This is a genomic window from Pseudonocardia nantongensis (assembly GCF_046546495.1).
In the GTDB taxonomy this organism is placed as follows: domain Bacteria; phylum Actinomycetota; class Actinomycetes; order Mycobacteriales; family Pseudonocardiaceae; genus Pseudonocardia; species Pseudonocardia nantongensis.
On the sequence record NZ_JBKGXT010000020.1, the window covers coordinates 1 to 18,520 of the forward strand.

An 18,520-nucleotide genomic window follows, 5' to 3' on the forward strand; every position below is an offset into this window, starting at 1 on the left:
GCGGTCATCGCGTGGTCGTCCTTCTTGAGTTCTGTGAGAGGTGTTCAAGAAGATCACGCGGTGGCCGCCCTACACGAGGCTCCGCCCGTCACCGGGCCGGTCACACACCACTCTGGTGGACGCCACTCACCGGTGTCGTCGAGGCACATCCGGAACTCTCGTTCCGCACGCTCGCCCCGGACGTCGGCTTCGCGAACAAGAAGACCGCCCGTGGCGCCGGTCAGCGGATCGCCGCGCTGACCCGCTGGGTCGACCCGGCCACCGCGCTGGGCGACCTACCCGCCGGGACCCGCCTCGACGACGTCCTGGACGCCCTGGTCACCGCGTGGACCGCGGCACGCGTCGCCCGCGGTGAGGCCGAGTTCCTCGGCCCCGGCCGGGACGCCCGCGGTCGTTCCACCGCCATCGCCGTCTGACGCGGCCGGCTCGGATCGGCTGACCGGCCTCGACGGCCGAGTGGCACACCTAGTGTCCCGCTCGGCTCGTACGGACACGTGCCGTGCCACTCGGTGGAGGGTTGGCGCAGGATGACCCCGTGGACGGGCGCTGGATCGAGCTCGCCGACGGGGCGCTGGCCCGCCGGCACGACGAGCTGGACCTCACCACCGGGCTGGTGCTGGGCCGCGACCGTGCGCTGGTGATCGACACCCGGGGTGACCACGTCCAGGGCGCCGAGCTGGCGGCGGCGGTGCGCTCGGTGACCGCGCTGCCGGTCGTCGTCGCGCTCACGCACGCGCACTTCGACCACTGCTTCGGGACGTCGGCGTTCCCCGGCTCCCCGGTGTACGCGCAGGCCGGGTGCGCGGCCGCGCTGGCGGTGACCGCGGCGGCGCAGAGGGCACAGTGGACCCGGCACTTCCGCGACGCCGGCGACGCCCGGGCCGCCGACGCGCTGGCCGGGACGGTCCCGCGGCTCCCGGACGTGCCGGTCTGTTCACGGCCCGGTGACGTGCACGCCCTCGACCTGGGCGGACGCGTCGTCGAGCTGGTCCACCCCGGACCCGCGCACACCGGTCACGACCTCGCGGTGGCGGTCCCGGAAGCGGAGGTGCTGTTCGCCGGGGACCTGCTGGAGAACGGGGCGCCGCCGGCGTACGGGCCCGACTCGTACCCGGGGGCCTGGGCGGGCGCGGTCGGGCGGCTGCTGGAGCGGGGCGCGACCACGTACGTACCCGGGCACGGCGACCCGATGACCGCGGCGCAGGCCCGCGCCCAGCACGCCGCCCTGGCCGCGGTCGCGGACCTGCACGCCGCCGTCACCGCGGGCCACCTGATCGCGGCCGACGCCGAGGCCCGCTCGCCGCACCCGGGCGTGCCCTGGCCCTGACACCGAGGGGTACACCAGCGCGCCGGCCGGGTGATCGAAGCGCGCTGACGTACCCCTCGTCGGCTCCGGGCTCAGCCGGCGAGCAGCAGGTCCGGGTCGTCGAGCACCCGGTCGAGCACGGCCCGGGCGGTGCCCAGAGCGGTGGCCGGGCGGCCGTGCCCGGAGACCCGTACCTCGACGTCCGGGCCGGCGGCCGGGCGGCGCCGGCGCACCTCGTCCCGGACGACCGGAGCCAGCCGGTCGCCGAGGTGGGCGTAGCTGCCGCCGAGGACCACCGTCGGCAGGTCCACGACGTTGAGCACCGACGCCAGCGCGACGCCGAGCGCCGTGCCCGCCCGGTCCAGCGCGGCCAGCGCGCCCGGCTCCCCGGCCCGGACCGCCGACCGCAACGCGGGCAGGTCGTCCGCGCCGGCGTCGGCCAGCAACGCGGGCAGGCCGGCGTACTGCTCGACGCAGCCGGTGCCCCCGCAGCCGCAGGCCCGGCCGGCGCGCTCGACGACGACGTGCCCGATCTCCCCGGCCAGCCCGCGGGCCCCCGGCAGCACCCGGCCGCCGGTGACGATCCCGCCGCCGATGCCCACGCCGGCCGACACGTAGACGAAGTCGGTCACCTCGCCGAGGTGCGCAAGCGCGCCGAGCGACGCCTCGTTCCCGACGACGACCGGCCGCCGCCCGGTGGGGGCGAACAGCTCCCCCGGCCGGCAGCCCGCCAGCAGCGGCAGGTTCGGCGCGCGCAGCACCTCGACGTCCGGGCCGGCGCCGGTGATCTGGGCGGGAACCGCCAGCCCTGCGCCGACGACCCGCCGGTCGGACCGCTCGCAGAGCGCACCGACGTCGCGGGCGGCCGGGCCGAACACCATTTCGGCCGGCAGGCTCCGGTGGTCGCGCCGGCGTTGCAACCGCCGCACCACCGTGCCGTCGAGCCCGACCACGCAGGCGACCAGCCCGTCCACCTCGACCGAGGTCCCGACCACGACCGGCCCGGACCCGGCGTACCCCAGTGGCCGGCCGGGCCGGCCGACCCCGCTGCGGGTCGGCGGCCCCTCCTCCAGCACCCCGCGCGCGACCAGCGGGTCGAGCAGGCTCGCCACGGTGCCGCGGGTCAGCCCGGTACCGGTGGCCAGCGCCGCCCGGGACGACGGCGCGCGGCGCAGCGCGGCGAGCAGAAGGCCCAGGTTGTGCCGGCGCACCGCCGGGGCGCGGACCGGCCCGGCCGGGCCGCTCAGGGGGCGGGGAGGCACCGGGTCATCGTGCCCCGGTGAGGTGTTCCAGGGCGAGCTGGTGCAGCCGGACGAAGCCGTAGCCGCGCCGGCCGGGCACTGCGGGATCGAAGTCCTCGCCCGACGACCGGTCGGACAGCAGGTCCGCGACGGTCTCCCCCGCGCCCAGCGTCGGCTCCGACAGCTCCGGCACCCCCGCCTCGGCCAGCGCCTCGGCCACCCGCGGGTCGGCCCGGAACGCCGCGGCCCGCTCCCGCAGCAGCAGGTAGGTCCGCATGTTCGCCTCGGCGGTATCCCAGACGCCGCTCGTGTCCTCGGTGCGCGAGGGCTTGTAGTCGAAGTGCCGCGGCCCGTCGTAGCCGGCGGTCTCCAGCAGGTCCACCAGCGCGAACGCGTTCAGCAGGTCCCCGTGCCCGAACACCAGATCCTGGTCGTACTTGATCCCGCGCTGCCCGTTCAGGTCGATGTGGAACAGCTTGCCCGCCCACAACGCCTGCGCCACCCCGTGCACCGTGTTCAACCCGGCCATCTGCTCGTGCCCGACCTCCGGGTTCACCCCCACCAGCTCCGGGTGGGCGAGCCGCTCGATGAACGCCAGCGCGTGCCCGACCGTCGGGAGCAGGATGTCGCCGCGCGGCTCGTTAGGCTTCGGCTCGATCGCGAACCGCAGGTCGTGGCCCTGTTCCAGGACGTGTGTGCAGAGCAGGTCCATCGCCTCGCGGTAGCGGTCCAGCGCGGCACGGACGTCCTTGGCCGAGTCGTACTCCGAGCCCTCCCGGCCGCCCCACAGCACGAAGGTCGTCGCGCCCAGCTCGACCGCGAGCTCCACGTTGCGCAGCACCTTGCGCAGCGCGAACCGGCGCACCGAGCGGTCGTTGGAGGTGAACCCGCCGTCCTTGAACACCGGGTGCGAGAACAGGTTGGTGGTGACCATCGGGACACGCAGGCCGGTGGCGTCGCAGGCCTCGCGCAGCCGGGCGACCTGCTTGTCCCGGTGGCCGGCGTCGGGGTCGAAGCCGAACAGGTCGTCGTCGTGGAAGGTCAGGCCCCAGGCGCCGCGCTCGGCCAGGCGGTGCACCGCCTCGACGACGTCGACCTCGGGGCGGGTGGGGTCGCCGAACGGGTCGGCGGCCCGCCAGCCGACGGTCCACAGACCGAACGAGAACCGGTCGGCGGGGGTGGGGGTCGGGACGGTCATCGGGCTGTTCTCCTTCACACGTGGCGCGGCCGGCAGGCAACCGGACCGGATCACCTCGGCGTAGAACCGGGCGCTGAGCTTGGGGGTGCGGACCTGGGTGGCGTAGTCGACGCGGACGATCCCGAACCGCATCGCGTAGCCGCGGGACCACTCGAAGTTGTCCAGCAGCGACCAGACGTGGTAGCCGCGGACCGGGACCCCGTCGGCCGCCGCGGTGGCCACGACGCCGAGGTGCTCGCGCAGGTAGCCGACCCGGTCGTGGTCGGCGACGACGCCGTCGCGCCCCGGCCGGTCGTCGAACGCGGCGCCGTTCTCGGTAACCAGCATCGGCAGGCCCGGGTGCTCGCGGTCGATCCGCCGCAGCACCGCGTCGAGACCGCGGGCGTCGACCGACCACCCCATCTCGGTGAGCGGGCCTGCCGGGTGCGGGAACTCGACGTCGTCGCAGGCGATCCACGGCGAGCCGGTGCCGTCACCGTGCCCGTCGGCGGTCTCCCGGGGACGCTCGCGGGTCCAGTGCCGGACGACTGTCGGGGTGTAGTAGTTGACCCCCAGGACGTCGAGCGGGACGCGGACCAGGGCGTCGTCGCCGGGCAGCACGAACGACCAGTCGGTGATCCCGGCGGTGTCGGCCCGCACGTCGTCGGGGTAACCGCCGGTCAGCAGCGGCTGCAGGAACACCCGATTCTGCAGGCCGTCCACCCGGCGGGCAGCGTCGAGGTCGGCCGCCGAGCCGGTCTCGGGCACCACCCACGCCAGGTTGAGGCTGACGGCGATCCGGGCGCCGGGGAGCCGAGTCCGGATCGCCGTCGCCGCCAGGCCGTGGGCCAGGTTCAGGTGGTGCACGGCGGCCAGTGCCGCGGCCGGGTCGGTGCGGCCCGGGGCGTGCACACCGGCGGCGTAGCCGAGGTAGGCGCTGCACCACGGTTCGTTCACCGTGCCGAACAGCTCGACCCGGTCGCCGAGCGCGTCCGCGACGACGGCCGCGTACTCGGCGAACCGGTACGCCGTCGCCCGGGACGGCCAGCCGCCGGCGTCCTCCAGGGCCTGGGGCAGGTCCCAGTGGTAGAGCGTCACGACCGGCTCGATCCCGGCGCGCACGAGCTCGTCTACCAGGGCGGAGTAGAACGCGAGCCCGTCCGGGTTCACCGGGCCGAGCCGGTCGGCGTCGACGGCCGGGGTGATCCGGCTCCAGCTGATCGAGAACCGGTAGGACCGCAGGCAGAGCTCGGCCATCAGGGCGACGTCGTCGCGGAAGCGGTGGTAGTGGTCGGCGGCGACGTCGCCGGTATCGCCGCCCGCCGTCGCGCCCGGGGTGTGCGAGAACGTGTCCCAGATGCTCGGGGTGCGGCCGTCCGCGGCGACCGCGCCCTCGATCTGGTAGGCCGCCGTCGCCGCCCCGAAGCCGAAGTCCGGTCCGAAGCTGTTCCTCACGCGGCCAGCCGCCGTCCGGACGACGGGTCGAACACGTGCACCGCGTGCGGGTCGCGGACGTTCACCCGGATCTCCCGGCCGACCGCCGGGCCCGCACCGCCCTCGGTGCGCAGCACGAACCGCTGGGCCCCGCCCTCATCGGACCCGACCAGGCCGTGCACGAAGGTGTCCGAACCCAGCTCCTCGGAGAGCTCCACGGTGAGCACGACCCCGTGCTCGCCGTCGGCGGCCGGGCGCAGGCCCTCCGGCCGGACACCGAGGACGGCCTCGGACAGGCCGGCGTCGTGCGCGGCCGCCAGCACGTCGCGCGGCAGCGGCACAATCACCCCGGCCAGGTCGGCACCGTCGGCGGTGAGCCGGACGGTGCGCAGGTTCATCGCGGGCGAGCCGATGAACCCGGCGACGAACGCGGTGGCCGGCCGGTCGTAGAGCTCCCGCGGGGTGGCGCACTGTTCCAGCAGCCCGTCCCGCAGCACCGCCACCCGGTGTCCCATCGTCATCGCCTCGACCTGATCGTGGGTGACGTAGACGGTGGTCGTGCCCAGTCGCTGCTGCAGTGCGGCGATGTTGGCCCGGGTCTCCACCCGCAGCTTGGCGTCCAGGTTGGACAGGGGCTCGTCCATCAGGAACACTGCGGGCTCGCGGACGATGGCCCGACCCATCGCGACCCGCTGGCGCTGGCCGCCGGACAGTGCCTTGGGCCGCCGGTCCAGGTAGTGGGTCAGGTCGAGCATCGCGGCGGCCTCCTGCACCCGGCGGGAGAGCTCGGCCTTCCCGACCTTCTGCAGCTTCAGCGCGAAGCCCATGTTGTCGGCGACGGACATATGCGGGTACAGCGCGTAGTTCTGGAAGACCATCGCGATGTCGCGTTCCTTGGGCTCGAGCGCGCTCACCTCGCGGCCGCCGATCTCGATGCCGCCCTCGTCGACGTCCTCCAGACCGGCCAGCATCCGCAGCGCGGTGGACTTCCCCGACCCGGACGGTCCGACCAGCACGAGGAACTCCCCGTCGGCGACGTCCAGGTCGAGCCGGTCGACCGCACGCACCGGGGGCGGCCCCGGGAAGACGCGGGACGCGGCCCGGTAGGCGACCTCGGCCATGATCGTCGGTCCTCTCTCTCGACACCGGCTGCGGTGCCGGCTGTGGAGATGTCTAGCGGGACAGCGGTGCCGGCCTCTAGAATTTGTTCATTCCCTATACAAACTAGGCCGGAGGCGTCCATGGACGCACGCAGCCGGATCGCCACGGGTGACCTGCGACGACATCACCTGGGCCTGGTACTCGACGCCGTCGTACGGCACCCGCCGATCACCCGCGCCGCCGTCGCGGCGCGCACCGGGCTGACCCGGTCGACGGTGTCCGGGCTGACCGCGGAGCTCCTCGGCGGCGGCCTGGTGCGCGACATCGGAACCGGCCCGCAGACCGGCACCGGTCGCCCCGGGCATCGGCTGGTTCCGGACCCGGCGGGCCCGGTGGGGATCGGCCTGCAGATCGAGCCCGACGGCGTCGGCGGCTGCCTGGTGGACCTGGCCGGCAGCGCCGGGGCACGCCGGTGGCGGACGGTCGCGCTGGCCGGGGCGGAACCGGCCGCGGCGGCCCGCGCGGCGCAGCCGGTGCTGCGGGAGCTGTTGCTCGCCGCGGCGGCCGGGGACCGGGTGGTGGCCGGGATCGTGGCGGCGGTGCCGGGGGTGGTCGCCGCCGACGACCGCACGGTGCGGGAGGCGCCGTCGCTCGACTGGTGCGACGCCGACCTGGGCGGGTTGCTGGCCGCGGAGGCCGACGCGGTCGGTGCCGGCGGGATCACGCTCACGGTGCGGTGCGGGGTCACGCTCGCCGCGTCCCTGGAGCCGACGCCGGCGTCCCCCGCCCCGATGGTGTTCGTCGGCGGCCGGTCCGAGGTCGGGGTGGTGTTGCTGCCCGGGACCGGGGCGGGCGGCGGGGACGCCGCGATCCGGTTCGGACACCTACCGGCGCGCGCTGGCGGGGAACGCTGCCGGTGCGGGCGGCGCGGCTGCGTGAGCGTGGAGACCCGGCCCGTGACAGCGGACGCCCCGGCGGCCACCGGACGCGCGCTGCGCCGGGCCGGGCGTGCGCTCGGCGTCGCGCTGGCCGGGTTCGCCGCCCCGCTCCGTCCGGGCACCGTGGTCCTCGGGGGGCGGTTCACGGCCGCCGCGCCGGAGTTCGTGGCGGCGGTGACGGCCGAGCTCGGTCGGCACGGGATCGGCGCGGATCGGCTGCTCCGCTCGACACTCGGCGCGGACGCCGTGCTGCGCGGGGCCGGCGGCGCCGCGGTCACCGGCCTGGTCGCCGATCCGGGCCGGTGGCTCGGCTGCTGACCGTGCGACGCGGCTCAACCGGGCGGGGACGCGCTGTTCGGGGACGCGGTGCTCGCCCGCACGACCAGGTCGGTGGCCAGTTCCAGGCGCGGGGCGGTGCCGTCGCCGTCGGCGCGGAGCTCGTCCACGGCGAGCCGCACCGCCTCCGCCGCCATCCGGGCCAGCGGCTGCCGGACGGTGGTGAGGGCCGGGCGGAGGTAGCCGCAGAGCGCGATGTCGTCGAACCCGACGACGCTGAGGTCGTCAGGCACCCGCAGCCCCCGGTGGGCCGCCTCCTGGTACACGCCGACGGCCTGCATGTCCGACCCGGCGAAGATCGCGGTCGGTGGTTCGGGCCGGTCCAGCAGCGCCGCGGCGCCCTCGTGGCCCCCACCGACGAGGAAGTCCCCGTAGCGGATCAGCTCCTCCTCGGAGGCGATCCCGGCCCGGCGCAGCGCGGCCCGGTAGCCGTCCACGCGCTGCTGGCTGCTGGACAGCCGCGGCGGGCCGGAGATGACCCCGAGCCGCCGGTGCCCGAGCGCGATCAGGTGCTCGACGGCGCTGAGCGCGCCGGCCCAGTTGGTGGCCCCGACCGTCGCGAACGACGGGTCGCTGCCGCCGACCGGGTCGAGCAGCACCACCGGCGCCTCGAGCGCGGCCAGCCGCGCCGCGGTCTCCGGATCCTGGTCGCCGACGACGACCACGATCCCGTCCGACCCGCGGGCGCTGAGCCGGTCCAGCCACGCCCGCGAGCCCGGCTCGTCGTTCTCCGAGGTGTTCAGCACGACCTGCCGGTCGGTGCGCCGGGCCTCGGTCTCGGCGCCGCGCAGCACCTCCATCGCCCAGAACGAGTCGAGCCGGTCGAGCACGACGTCGACCAGCCCGGTCCGTCGGCGAGGGGTGCTGCCGCGGCGCCGGTAGCCGCTCTCGGCCATCACCTGCTGCACCCGCTCCCGGGTCGCGACGGCGACGTCGGCACGACCGTTCAGCACCTTGGAGACGGTCGGGACCGAGACACCCGCCTGCTCGGCGATCTCGGCGATGGTCACGCGACTGCGCTTCAGGGCTCCTCCTCCGTCGACCGGGCCGTCCTCTCGGGCAGGACTCTATCGAAACTTTCAACTCGTGTTGCTCCCGAAGTCCCGACCTTCTGGCGCTTGACGGGCTACTCGACGGCCCCTACCTTGCGTTCATCGCGTTCGCAAGTCTCGGAAAGTTTCGATCGGTCCGCTCAAGGGAGAGCTCATGTCGACCTGGTCACGCGCACGCCGGACCGCCGTCGCGGCCGTCCTCGCCACCGGACTCGCCGTCGTCTCGGCGTGTGGCACCGCGGGCCCGCAGGCCGCCGGAGGAGGCGGTGAGCTGGCCCTCTGGACATTGCAGAACGAGGGCATCAACACCGTCCAGCAGGCCGCCGTGGACAGGTTCAACGAGGGTGGTGGCCCGCAGATCGAGCTGACCACCTACCTCAACGACCCCTACAAGTCCGCCCTGCAGACCGCCGTCGGGTCGCCGAACGGTCCGGACATCTTCTACAACTGGGGCGGCGGCAACCTGAAGGGCTACGTCGACGCCGGCCAGGTCGCCGATCTCACCGGAGCGCTCGAGGAGAGGCCCGAGGTCGAGAACGCCTTCATCCCGCAGGTCCTGGAGACCGGCACGATCGACGGCAAGGTCCACGGCATCCCGATGCAGGGGGTGCAGCCGCTGTCGTTCTTCTACAACAAGGACGTCTTCGCGAAGGCCGGCATCTCCGAGTTCCCGACCACCTGGCAGGGCTTCCTCGAGACGGTCGACAGGCTGAAGGCCGCAGGCGTGCAGCCGATCGCGCTGGCCGGTGCCCAGTCCTGGACCGAGATGATGTACCCCGAGTACCTGCTCGACCGGATCGCCGGACCGGAGACGTTCCGGGCCATCGCCGACGGCGAGCCGGGCGCCTGGCGCGACCCGGCGGTCGTCCGGGCGATGACGATGGTGCAGGACCTGGTCGACCGCGGGGCGTTCGGCACGAACTTCACCGCCGTCGACTACGACAACCAGGCATCGCAGGCGCTGCTGACCAGCGGGCGGGCCGGGATCGAGCTGATGGGCTCCTGGCAGGTCACCAGCCTGAACGACAACTTCCCGGACTTCCTGGAGCAGGACAAGCTGGGCTGGGCACCGTTCCCGGCCGTCGAGGGCGGTGCGGGCGACCCGCGCAACGTCATCGGCAACCCGTCGAACTACTACTCGGTCAGCGCCGGCTCCGCCGACCCGGCCGCGGCGACCGACTTCCTGATGACCCAGATGACCAGCCCGGACTACGTCCAGGGAATGCTGGAGAAGGGCCAGGTCCCCGCCCTGAACGGGATCGAGGACCAGGTGCGCGGCACCGGCCCGTTCGCGGCGTTCAACACCTTCACCTACGACCAGACCCTGGCGGCGCCGACGTTCGTACAGTCCTGGGACCAGGCGCTGCCGGCGGCCGAGGCCCAGACCATGCTGACGAACCTCTCGAAGGTGTTCACCAAGGAGCTCACCCCCGAGCAGTTCGCCGAGGCGATGGACTCGGCGAGCCGGTGAGCACCACCTCCGCGGTACGGGCGGGGCGGCCCGGACCCGTCTGGGTCGCCCCCGCGCTCGCCTTCTTCGGACTGTTCGCCCTGCTCCCGATGCTGGCGGTGGTCTACCTCAGCTTCACCGCCTACGACGGGCTGAACCCGCCGCAGTGGGTCGGTCTCGACAACTGGACCCGGCTCGGCGCGGACCCGCTGTTCACCGAGTCGCTGCAGCTGTCGGTCGGGCTGACGGTCGCGTCCTGGCTGCTGCAGACCGGGATCGCGTTGCCGCTCGGGGTGTGGCTCGCGCGGCGCGGCCGGTCCCGGGCGGTGCTGGGGGCGATCTTCTTCGTGCCGCTGCTGATGTCCAGCGCGGCGATCGCGGTGCTGTGGGGCACGCTGCTCGACCCGAACTTCGGGCTCGCCTCGGTGCTCGGTCCGCTGGTCGGGATCGACGACGGCAACATCATCGGCGACAGCCGATACGCGTTCGCCGCGGTGCTCCTGGTGATCGGCTGGCAGTACATGCCGTTCCACACGCTGCTCTACCAGGCCGCCGCCCGGGCCGTCCCGGTCCAGCTCTACGAGGCCGCCCGGATCGACGGCGCGGGCCGGTGGCGCACGTTCTTCTCGATCACAGTGCCGCAGCTGCGGGACACGATCATCACCTCCGGGGTGCTGATCGTCGTCGGGTCGATGACCACCTTCGAGGTGGTCCTGATCCTCACCGGCGGCGGTCCCGGCACGTCCACCCGGATCCTGCCGCTGCACATGTACCTGGAGGGCTTCCGCAGCTTCGACATGGGCTACGCGAGCGCCCTGGCCGTGGTGCTCCTGGTGATCGGGACGGCGTTGTCGCTGTTCATCGCCCGGGTCACCGGCTACCGGAAGATGGCGAGCCAGCGGGAGGGGATGTGACCACCGTGTCGAGGGCACCGGCGACCGCGGCGCCGGAGCGCAGCGGTGAACCCGCCGGCCCGCCACCGCGCCGCGGACGGTTGCGGCGCGGGTTCAACTGGCTGGGCGCGCTCGGCGCGGGCGGCTGGTTCGTGCTCGTGGCCGTGCCGCTGTACTTCCTGGTCGTCACCAGCTTCCGGGCCTCGTCGGACTACCTGTCCGACGGGCCGCTGGCCGTGCCCTCGGAGCTGACCACCGACAACTACGTCGAGGTGCTGACCTCGAACTTCCCGCGCTACTTCGGCAACAACGTGATCGTCGCGGCGGCCTGCGTGGCGATCGTGCTGGTGCTGGCGCTACCGGCGGCGTACGCGATCGTCCGCAGCCACAGCCGCTGGGTCGCGCGCGGGTTCTCGGTGATGCTGCTCGGGCTCGCCGTCCCGGCCCAGGCGGTGATCGTCCCGCTCTACCTGATGGTCACCCAGCTGCGGCTCTACGACACCCTGCTGGCGATCATCCTGCCGACCGCGGCGTTCGCACTGCCGCTGGCGGTGGTGGTGCTGACCTCGAGCCTGCGCGACATCCCGAACGAGCTGTTCGAGGCGGCCGTCCTGGACGGCGCCGGCCCGGGCCGGGTGCTGGTCTCGCTGGTGCTGCCGCTGGCCCGGCCGGGCCTGGCCACGATCGGCATCTTCACCGCCCTGCAGGCCTGGAACGGGTTCCTGTTCCCGCTGGTCCTGACCCAGGACGCATCGGTGCGGGTGCTGACCCTGGGCCTGTGGGACTACCAGGGCCAGTACGGCACGAACGTCCCGCTGATCACCGCGGCGGTGCTGCTGTCGCTGCTGCCGCTGCTGGTCGTCTACCTGCTCGGCCGCCGCTACCTGCTGGCGGGCCTCACCGCCGGCGCGGGCCGCTGAGACCTCGGCACCGAACTCGCTTCCGGAGAGGACTCCATGAGCACCGACCTGTCCCCGGCCCCGGCCGATCCGCACGACACCCGGGTGGCCGACCTGCTCGCCCGGATGACCCTGGAGGAGAAGCTGGCCCAGCTCGTCGGGCTGTGGGAGGGCCGCGACCACGATCCCGGAGGGGACGACGACAGCGCCGTCGCCCCGATGCAGGACAGCATGCAGACCGGCCACGTGGACTTCACCGGATTCGCGCGGCACGGCCTGGGCCAGCTCACCCGGGTGTTCGGGACGGAGCCGGTGGAGCCCGCCGACGGGCTCGCGCACCTGGCCCGCCGGCAGCGCTGGCTGGCGTCGCAGACCCGGCTGGGCATCCCGGCACTGGTGCACGAGGAGTGCCTGACCGGGCTGGCGGCGTGGCGGGCGACGACCTTCCCGGCGCCGCCGTCCTGGGGCGCCGCGTTCGACCCGGACCTGGTGCAGCGGGCAGCCGCCGCGATCGGTGACTCGATGGCCCGGCTCGGGGTGCACCAGGGCCTGGCCCCGGTGCTCGACGTGGTGCGCGACGTGCGCTGGGGCCGGGTCGAGGAGTGCATCGGCGAGGACCCCTACCTGGTGGGGACGATCGGTACCGCGTACGTGCGGGGCCTGCAGTCGGCCGGCGTGGTGGCCACGCTCAAGCACTTCGTCGGCTACTCGAACTCCCGGGCCGGGCGGAACCTCGCACCGGTGCACGCCGGGCCCCGGGAGCTCGCCGAGGTGCTGCTGCCCCCGTTCGAGATGGCGCTGCTCGACGGCGGCGCCGGCTCGGTGATGAACTCCTACGCCGAGATCGACGGCCTGCCGGCGGCCGCGGACGCCCGGCTGCTCACCGGGCTGCTGCGCGACGAGTGGGGCTTCGCCGGGACGGTGGTCGCCGACTACTTCTCGGTGGCGTTCCTGCACACCCTGCACGGCGTCGCGGACGGGCTCGGCTCGGCCGCCGAGCAGGCGCTGGTCGCCGGGATCGACGTCGAGCTGCCGACCGGGACCGGCTACCTGGCGCCGCTGGCCGGGCGGGTGCGCTCCGGTGACCTGCCCGAGGAGATCGTCGACCGGGCGGTGCGCCGCGTGCTGGAGCAGAAGGACCGCCTCGGCCTGCTCGATCCGGCGTTCACCGATGCGCTGCCGGCCGGGAACGTGGACCTCGACCCGCCCGAGCACCGTGCGCTGGCCGCCCGGCTGGCTGAGGAGTCGGTGATCCTGCTCGGCAACGACGGTGTGCTCCCGCTCGCCGCGGGCACCCGGCGGATCGCGGTGCTCGGCCCGAACGCCGACGACCCGGCTGCCCTGATGGGCTGCTACAGCTTCGCCAACCACGTGCTGCCGCACCATCCCGGCGTCACGCTGGGCCTCGACGTCGCGACCGTGCTGGACGGGCTGCGCAGCGAGTTCAGAGGCAGCGAGTTCGGAGGCAGCGAGTTCGGAGGCGCCGCGGTGCCCGGCGCACGGATCGTGCACGCCCGCGGCTGCGACGTCGACTCCCCCGACACGTCCGGCTTCGCCGCGGCGGTGGCGGCCGCGACGGACTCGGACGTGGCCGTCGTCGTGCTGGGCGACCGGGCCGGGCTGTTCGGCCGGGGCACCTCCGGCGAGGGCTGCGACACCGACACCCTGGAGCTGCCCGGTGTGCAGCAGGCGTTCCTGGACGCGGTCGCCGACACCAGGACACCGGTGGTGCTGGTGCTGCTCACCGGGCGGCCGTACGTCCTGGACCGGGCCCTGGACCGGTGCGCGGCCGTGGTCCAGGCGTTCTTCCCGGGGCAGGAGGGCGCCGGCGCGGTCGCCGGGGTGCTCTCCGGGCGGGTCAACCCGTCCGGCCGGCTCCCGGTGAGCCTGCCGCGCTCGTCGGGTGCGCAGCCCTACAGCTACCTGCATCCCCGTCTCGGCAGCGCGAGCGCGGTGACCGCGGTGGACACCGCGCCGGTGCGGCCGTTCGGGTTCGGGCTGAGCTACACCCGGTTCACACACTCCGACCTGCGGGTTCCCACCGACGGCGTGCCGACCGGCGGCGCGTTCACCGTCTCGTGCCGGGTCCGCAACGACGGCAACCGGGCCGGCGCCGACGTCGTCCAGCTCTACGGCACCGACGTCGTCGCGTCGGTGACCCGGCCGGTGGCCGTGCTGCTCGGCTACGCCCGGGTGTCGCTGGAACCCGGCGAGACCGCGGAGGTCGGGTTCGACGTCCCTACCCGCCGGCTGGCGCTGCACGACCGGCGGATGTGCCACGTCGTCGAGCCGGGGACGGTGGAGCTGTTCGTCGGGACATCCTGTGCGGACCCGGTGCTGCGCTCCTCGGTGGAGCTGACCGGGCCGGTGCACGAGGTCGGATCCGCCGACCGGCGACTCGTGGACGTCACGGTGCATCCGGTGTAGCGCTGCGCCCGGCATAGCGGAGCTCGCCACGGGACGATGCCCGCGGTGCCGGTCCCGGACGCGCTTACCGGCCGCCCGAGCGGGTAGTTTGCCCCGGGAGACGTGGCTGCAGGAACGGGGGATGTGATCCGTGGAGGGTGCCGTACCCGCCGCCCTGTCCACTCCGCAGGACACCGGGCCCGACACCGGACCGCGGGCCACCGGGCCCGCCGGTGGCGCGGTCGCCGGGCCGGATGCGGCCGGTCACCGCGACGCCGTCCCGTCCCCGGACGGGACGCGGGTCGCCTGGATCTCCGACGTCACCGGGCGGCCCCGGGTGCACGTCGCCCCGCTGCCCGCGAACGGTCCGGTCAGGGGCACCGGCACCGTGCTCCCCGTCGACGGCATCACCCACCCGGACGTGACCGTCCTGACCTGGTCCCCGGACGGGAGCCGGATCGCCGTCCAGGTCGCGCCCGCCGGCGGCGACCGCACCCGGCTGGTGCTCCTCGACCCGGCGGGCGGGCCGTCCCGGGAGATCGCCCCGACCGCGGCCGCGGTCTCCCTCGGCGCCTGGGCACCGACCGGCCGCCGGCTCGGCGTCACGATCTGCGGATCGGGCGGGGACCCGGCCACCGACGGCTACGGCGCCGGAACCGCCTGCCTGATCGACGTGCAGGACGGCTCGTCGGTGGTGCTCGGGACCGGGCAGGCCGCGGTCGTGCAGGCGATCTCGGCGGACGGCCGGCGGGTGGTGCTGCGCACCGGGCGGCGCGGCCGGCGCCGGCTCGAGCTGCTCGACCTGCGTACCGGGGCCCGGGACCGGCTGGTCGGCGGCCCGATCGGGGCGTTCACCGCGACCGCGCGGTTCGGCGCCGCCCCGGGCACGCTCTGGGTGCACACCGACGCCGGGCGGGAGCACTCCGCGTTGCTCGCGGTCGCGGTCGGCCCGGCCGCCGACCACCGGATCGCCCCGGCCCGCACGGTCGCCGCCCGTCCCGACGCCGACCTGGACCACGTCGTGCTCGACCCGTCCGGGACCCACGCCGCCCTGGTGTGGAACGCCGGCGGCCACAGCGAGCTGGAGGTCGCCGACCTGCGTGCCGGGCGGCGGCGCCGGCTGCCCGCACCCGCCGACGTCCTGACCGCGGTGTCGTTCACCCGCGACGGGACGGCGCTGCTGGCCACCGGACAGTCCCCCGGCGTCCCGCCGCACGTGACGCGGGTGCCGGTCGACGGTGGAACACCCACACCGTTGCTGCCGGGGGCGTCGTGGTTGCCCGCGCCGCGCCCCGAGCGGGCCGGGCTCACCGGCGAGGACGGCCTCGAGCTGGCCGGCTGGCTGCACCGCCCGGAGCGGCCCGGCGACCGGCCGGGACCGGCCCTGCTGTGGCTGCACGGCGGCCCGGAGTCGGAGGAGCGGCCGGGCTGGTCGCCGTTGATCCGCGGGCTCGTCGCCGCCGGGGTCACCGTGTTCACCCCGAACCTGCGCGGGTCCTCCGGTCGCGGGGCCGCCTTCGCCCGCGCCGACGACCGCGAGCGGCGGCACTTCTCGATCAACGACGTCGCCGCGGCCGCCCGCCATCTGGCCGGGGTGGACGGGGTGGATCCGGCCCGGATCGTCGTCGCCGGCCGCTCCTACGGCGGCTACCTCACGCTGGCCGCGCTGACCCGGTACCCGGAGCTGTTCGCCGGTGGGGTGGACATCTGCGGGATGGCCGACCTGCCGTCGTTCTACGCCGGGACCGAGCCCTGGATCGCCGGACCCGCCTACCCCGAGTACGGCGATCCGCGGACCGATCGGGCGCTGCTGGAGGAGCTGTCCCCGCTGGCGCGGGCGGACCGGATCGGTGTGCCGCTGCTGGTGGTGCACGGTGAGAACGACACGAACGTCCCGCTCCGGCAGGCGCATGCGATCCACCGGGCGCTCGCCGACCGGGGCGCCCCGGTTGAGCTGATGCTCCTCCCGGACGAGGGGCACGAGGTCCTCGACCGGCACACCCGGGCCCGGGCGAACGACCGGATCCTGCGGTGGGTGCTGGGCACCGTCGGTGGCTGACCGCCGCCCGCGCTGCCGGGCCGCGGCCACCGCCCCGGCCGGACCGGCCGCCACCCGGTCCTCGGAGCATGTCCGGGTGGTGCACACGCCGGGCAGCTGGGAGCTGCGGCCGGTGTCCTCTCCCGGTGCGATCGGGCTGGTGTTCCTTCCCGGCGCGCTGGTCGACCCGCGGGCGTACCTGCCGCTGCTGCGGCCGCTGGCCGAGCGGGGAGTCACCGTCGTGGTTCCGGCGCCGCCGCTCGGGCTGGCGTTCGCCGACCCCGGCGCGGTGTCCCGCATGGTCACGGACCGTGCGGAGATCCGCAGCTGGGTCGTCGGTGGACACTCGCTGGGCGGCGTCGCCGCGGCGTCGGCAGTGGACGTGCCGGGGGCGCGCGGGCTGCTGCTGTGGGCGTCCTACCCGGCCGGGGACATCTCGTCCGCGCAGGTCGCGGTGCTGTCGGTCTCCGGGGAACGGGACGGTCTCACCACACCGGACGACATCGCGCGAACCCGTCCGCTGCTTCCGTCCGACACCCGGGTTCGTGCAGGTTCCGGGCGGGACGCACGCGTTCTTCGGCGACTACGGCCCCAGCACGGCGACGGCGAACCCGGAACCGACCGGGGCAGCGCCGCACGGCGGATCGTGGACACGACCGTCCGCTTCGTACAGAACCTGCGGGTCAGGCCTGGCTGAACGACTGGATGATCTCCTGGCCCTGCCCGTCGGTGCCGACGACGAACCGGTAGCTCTCCTCGCTCTGCGAGCCGTCGTTACGGATGAACACCACCGTCGCGGTGACCGCGTTCGGGCCCGCGTTGCGCAGGTTCTCCGCGTACACGACGCGCATGCCGCTGTAGAACTCCCGGAACCCGGAGATTCCCTGGGACTGGGCCTGCGCCTCCGGGCTGAGCCGGCTGAACGCACCCTCGATGTCGCCGGGCAGCATCCGGTAGTAGTTCTGCACGAACGACACCGGGTCGGTGACCGTCCCGACCGGTGACGGCGGCGCGCTGGACGGCGGCGCGCTGGGCGACGGTGCGCTGGACGGCGGCGGCGCGCTCGTGGGGGATGCCTGGCTCGTCGGCGAAGCGGCTACCGGGGGCGGCGCGGCCTGCTGGTTGCTGCTGATGAGGCCGATCGCGACACCGCCACCGATCACCAGCAGCGCGAGTGCCACCCCGATCAGCACCGGGAGCCGGCGACGGCCGGAGCCCCGCCGGCGCCCGCCCTTGCCGTTCCCCGGGATGACCTGCGGGGTCGGAGCAGGCGCGTCGACGACGGTGCCGCCGCCCGGCGGCGCGGCCGCAGCCGCCAGCTCGGGGTCCTCGGCGGCCGGGTCCGTGGACCGCGTCGCCAGCCCGGCGACGGACTGGCCGGCCGCGATCCGGGCCAGCGCGTCCCGGGCCTGGGTTGCGCTGGGCCGCTCGGCGGGGTCGTTGGCCAGCAACCGCATCAGGATCGCCGTCATCGGGCCGGCCTGCGACGGCGGGGTGATCGCGCCGGTGGCGACCTTGTGCAGCAGGGCGTAGGCGTTCTCGTCCAGGCCGAACGGCGGCTCCCCCTCGACCGAGGCGTAGAGCGTGGCGCCCAGCGCGAACACGTCCGATGCGGCCGTCGGCTCCTGCCCGCGGGCGACCTCGGGAGCCAGGAACGCCGGCGTCCCGGCGATCACGCCGGTCCGGGTGAGTTGGACGTCGTCCACCGCGCGGGACACGCCGAAGTCGGTGATCTTGGCCCGGCCGTCCTCGGCGATCAGGACGTTGCCCGGCTTGATGTCGCGGTGCACCACCCCCGCGATGTGCGCCGCCGCCAGGCCGTCGCCGACCTGGCGGCCGATCGCGGCGGCCTCGCGCGGCGGGATCGGGCCCTTCTCGGCCAGCACCACGGCCAGCGACCGGGACGGGAGGTACTCCATGACCAGCCACGGACGCTCGTCGTGCACGACGACGTCGAACATGCTGATCACGTGCGCGTGCTGCAGCCGGGCCCCGATCCGCCCCTCACGCAGGATCCGCTGCCGCGACTCCTCCAGCTGCTCGGCCGAGGGCACGGCCGCCGCGAGCAGTTCCTTCACCGCCACCGTGCGGTTCAGCAGCTCGTCGGTACCCCGCCAGACCGCACCCATCGCCCCGGCACCGATCCGCTCGTCGAGCCGGTAGCGGTTCCCGATCCGGGGGGTCTCGGGGGTGGGCGAACTCATGAGGTCCAAGGATAGTGATTCGAGGCCGACGCGACGCCAGCAGGG

At 74.6% G+C, this 18,520-nt stretch carries 14 protein-coding genes and 1 pseudogene; 9 read left to right on the forward strand and 6 right to left on the reverse strand.

Annotated features, from left to right (window positions below):
• Positions 1–416: DUF429 domain-containing protein (locus tag ACLFMI_RS20535; protein WP_410949543.1), on the forward strand; the 416-nt coding region annotated here is incomplete at its 5' end.
• A 119-nt stretch (positions 417–535) separates the two neighbouring features.
• A complete protein-coding gene (locus ACLFMI_RS20540) occupies positions 536–1,327 on the forward strand; it encodes an MBL fold metallo-hydrolase (protein ID WP_410949544.1) in 792 nt (263 codons plus the stop codon).
• A 71-nt stretch (positions 1,328–1,398) separates the two neighbouring features.
• Here the strand turns inward: ACLFMI_RS20540 and ACLFMI_RS20545 are convergent, their stop codons facing one another.
• From ACLFMI_RS20545 to ACLFMI_RS20560, 4 genes and pseudogenes are all read right to left on the reverse strand, one after another.
• The gene (locus ACLFMI_RS20545) at positions 1,399–2,568 is read right to left on the reverse strand and encodes an ROK family protein (RefSeq protein WP_410949545.1); all 1,170 of its coding nucleotides are present in this window, start codon (positions 2,566–2,568) and stop codon (positions 1,399–1,401) included.
• A 4-nt stretch (positions 2,569–2,572) separates the two neighbouring features.
• Positions 2,573–3,745, reverse strand: coding sequence for a xylose isomerase (gene xylA, locus ACLFMI_RS20550; RefSeq protein WP_410949632.1), 1,173 nt, complete (start codon positions 3,743–3,745; stop codon positions 2,573–2,575).
• A gap of 54 nt (positions 3,746–3,799) precedes the next feature.
• Positions 3,800–5,179, reverse strand: a pseudogene (locus tag ACLFMI_RS20555) (GH1 family beta-glucosidase); the annotation flags it as partial.
• Positions 5,176–6,279 carry an ABC transporter ATP-binding protein gene (locus ACLFMI_RS20560; protein WP_410949546.1) on the reverse strand — a complete coding sequence of 368 codons (1,104 nt, stop codon included), beginning with the start codon at positions 6,277–6,279 and terminating at the stop codon, positions 5,176–5,178. The gene ACLFMI_RS20560 and the pseudogene ACLFMI_RS20555, both read right to left, overlap by 4 nt.
• Before the next feature lie 120 nt (positions 6,280–6,399).
• Here ACLFMI_RS20560 and ACLFMI_RS20565 point away from each other — a divergent pair, with 120 nt between their 5' ends.
• Complete coding sequence (locus ACLFMI_RS20565) at positions 6,400–7,515, forward strand: ROK family transcriptional regulator (RefSeq protein WP_410949547.1); 1,116 nt, start codon at positions 6,400–6,402, stop codon at positions 7,513–7,515.
• A gap of 14 nt (positions 7,516–7,529) precedes the next feature.
• Here the strand turns inward: ACLFMI_RS20565 and ACLFMI_RS20570 are convergent, their stop codons facing one another.
• Positions 7,530–8,543 carry a LacI family DNA-binding transcriptional regulator gene (locus tag ACLFMI_RS20570; RefSeq protein ID WP_410949548.1) on the reverse strand — a complete coding sequence of 338 codons (1,014 nt, stop codon included), beginning with the start codon at positions 8,541–8,543 and terminating at the stop codon, positions 7,530–7,532.
• A 196-nt stretch (positions 8,544–8,739) separates the two neighbouring features.
• On the opposite strand from ACLFMI_RS20570, the gene ACLFMI_RS20575 reads away from it, so the two are divergent.
• The 6 genes from ACLFMI_RS20575 to ACLFMI_RS20600 all read left to right on the forward strand — a co-directional run bounded on the left by ACLFMI_RS20575 (position 8,740) and on the right by ACLFMI_RS20600 (position 16,968).
• Positions 8,740–10,056 carry an extracellular solute-binding protein gene (locus tag ACLFMI_RS20575; RefSeq protein WP_410949549.1) on the forward strand — a complete coding sequence of 439 codons (1,317 nt, stop codon included), beginning with the start codon at positions 8,740–8,742 and terminating at the stop codon, positions 10,054–10,056.
• The gene (locus tag ACLFMI_RS20580) at positions 10,053–10,949 is read left to right on the forward strand and encodes a carbohydrate ABC transporter permease (RefSeq protein WP_410949550.1); all 897 of its coding nucleotides are present in this window, start codon (positions 10,053–10,055) and stop codon (positions 10,947–10,949) included. The genes ACLFMI_RS20575 and ACLFMI_RS20580 overlap by 4 nt, the downstream gene beginning before the upstream one ends.
• Positions 10,946–11,848 (forward strand): carbohydrate ABC transporter permease, encoded by a 903-nt coding sequence (locus ACLFMI_RS20585; protein WP_410949551.1) that lies wholly within the window; start codon positions 10,946–10,948, stop codon positions 11,846–11,848. The genes ACLFMI_RS20580 and ACLFMI_RS20585 overlap by 4 nt, the downstream gene beginning before the upstream one ends.
• 36 nt (positions 11,849–11,884) lie before the next feature.
• On the forward strand, positions 11,885–14,254 hold the full coding sequence (locus ACLFMI_RS20590) for a beta-xylosidase/alpha-l-arabinosidase (protein ID WP_410949552.1): 2,370 nt from the start codon (positions 11,885–11,887) through the stop codon (positions 14,252–14,254).
• A 130-nt stretch (positions 14,255–14,384) separates the two neighbouring features.
• Positions 14,385–16,292 (forward strand): S9 family peptidase, encoded by a 1,908-nt coding sequence (locus tag ACLFMI_RS20595; protein ID WP_410949553.1) that lies wholly within the window; start codon positions 14,385–14,387, stop codon positions 16,290–16,292.
• The gene (locus ACLFMI_RS20600; RefSeq protein WP_410949554.1) at positions 16,285–16,968 is read left to right on the forward strand and encodes an alpha/beta hydrolase; all 684 of its coding nucleotides are present in this window, start codon (positions 16,285–16,287) and stop codon (positions 16,966–16,968) included. The genes ACLFMI_RS20595 and ACLFMI_RS20600 overlap by 8 nt, the downstream gene beginning before the upstream one ends.
• On the opposite strand, the gene ACLFMI_RS20605 is transcribed toward ACLFMI_RS20600, so the two are convergent.
• Complete coding sequence (locus tag ACLFMI_RS20605) at positions 16,955–18,475, reverse strand: serine/threonine-protein kinase (protein ID WP_410949555.1); 1,521 nt, start codon at positions 18,473–18,475, stop codon at positions 16,955–16,957. The two genes, ACLFMI_RS20600 and ACLFMI_RS20605, sit on opposite strands and share 14 nt — an antisense overlap.
• Between the last annotated feature and the right edge of the window lie 45 nt (positions 18,476–18,520).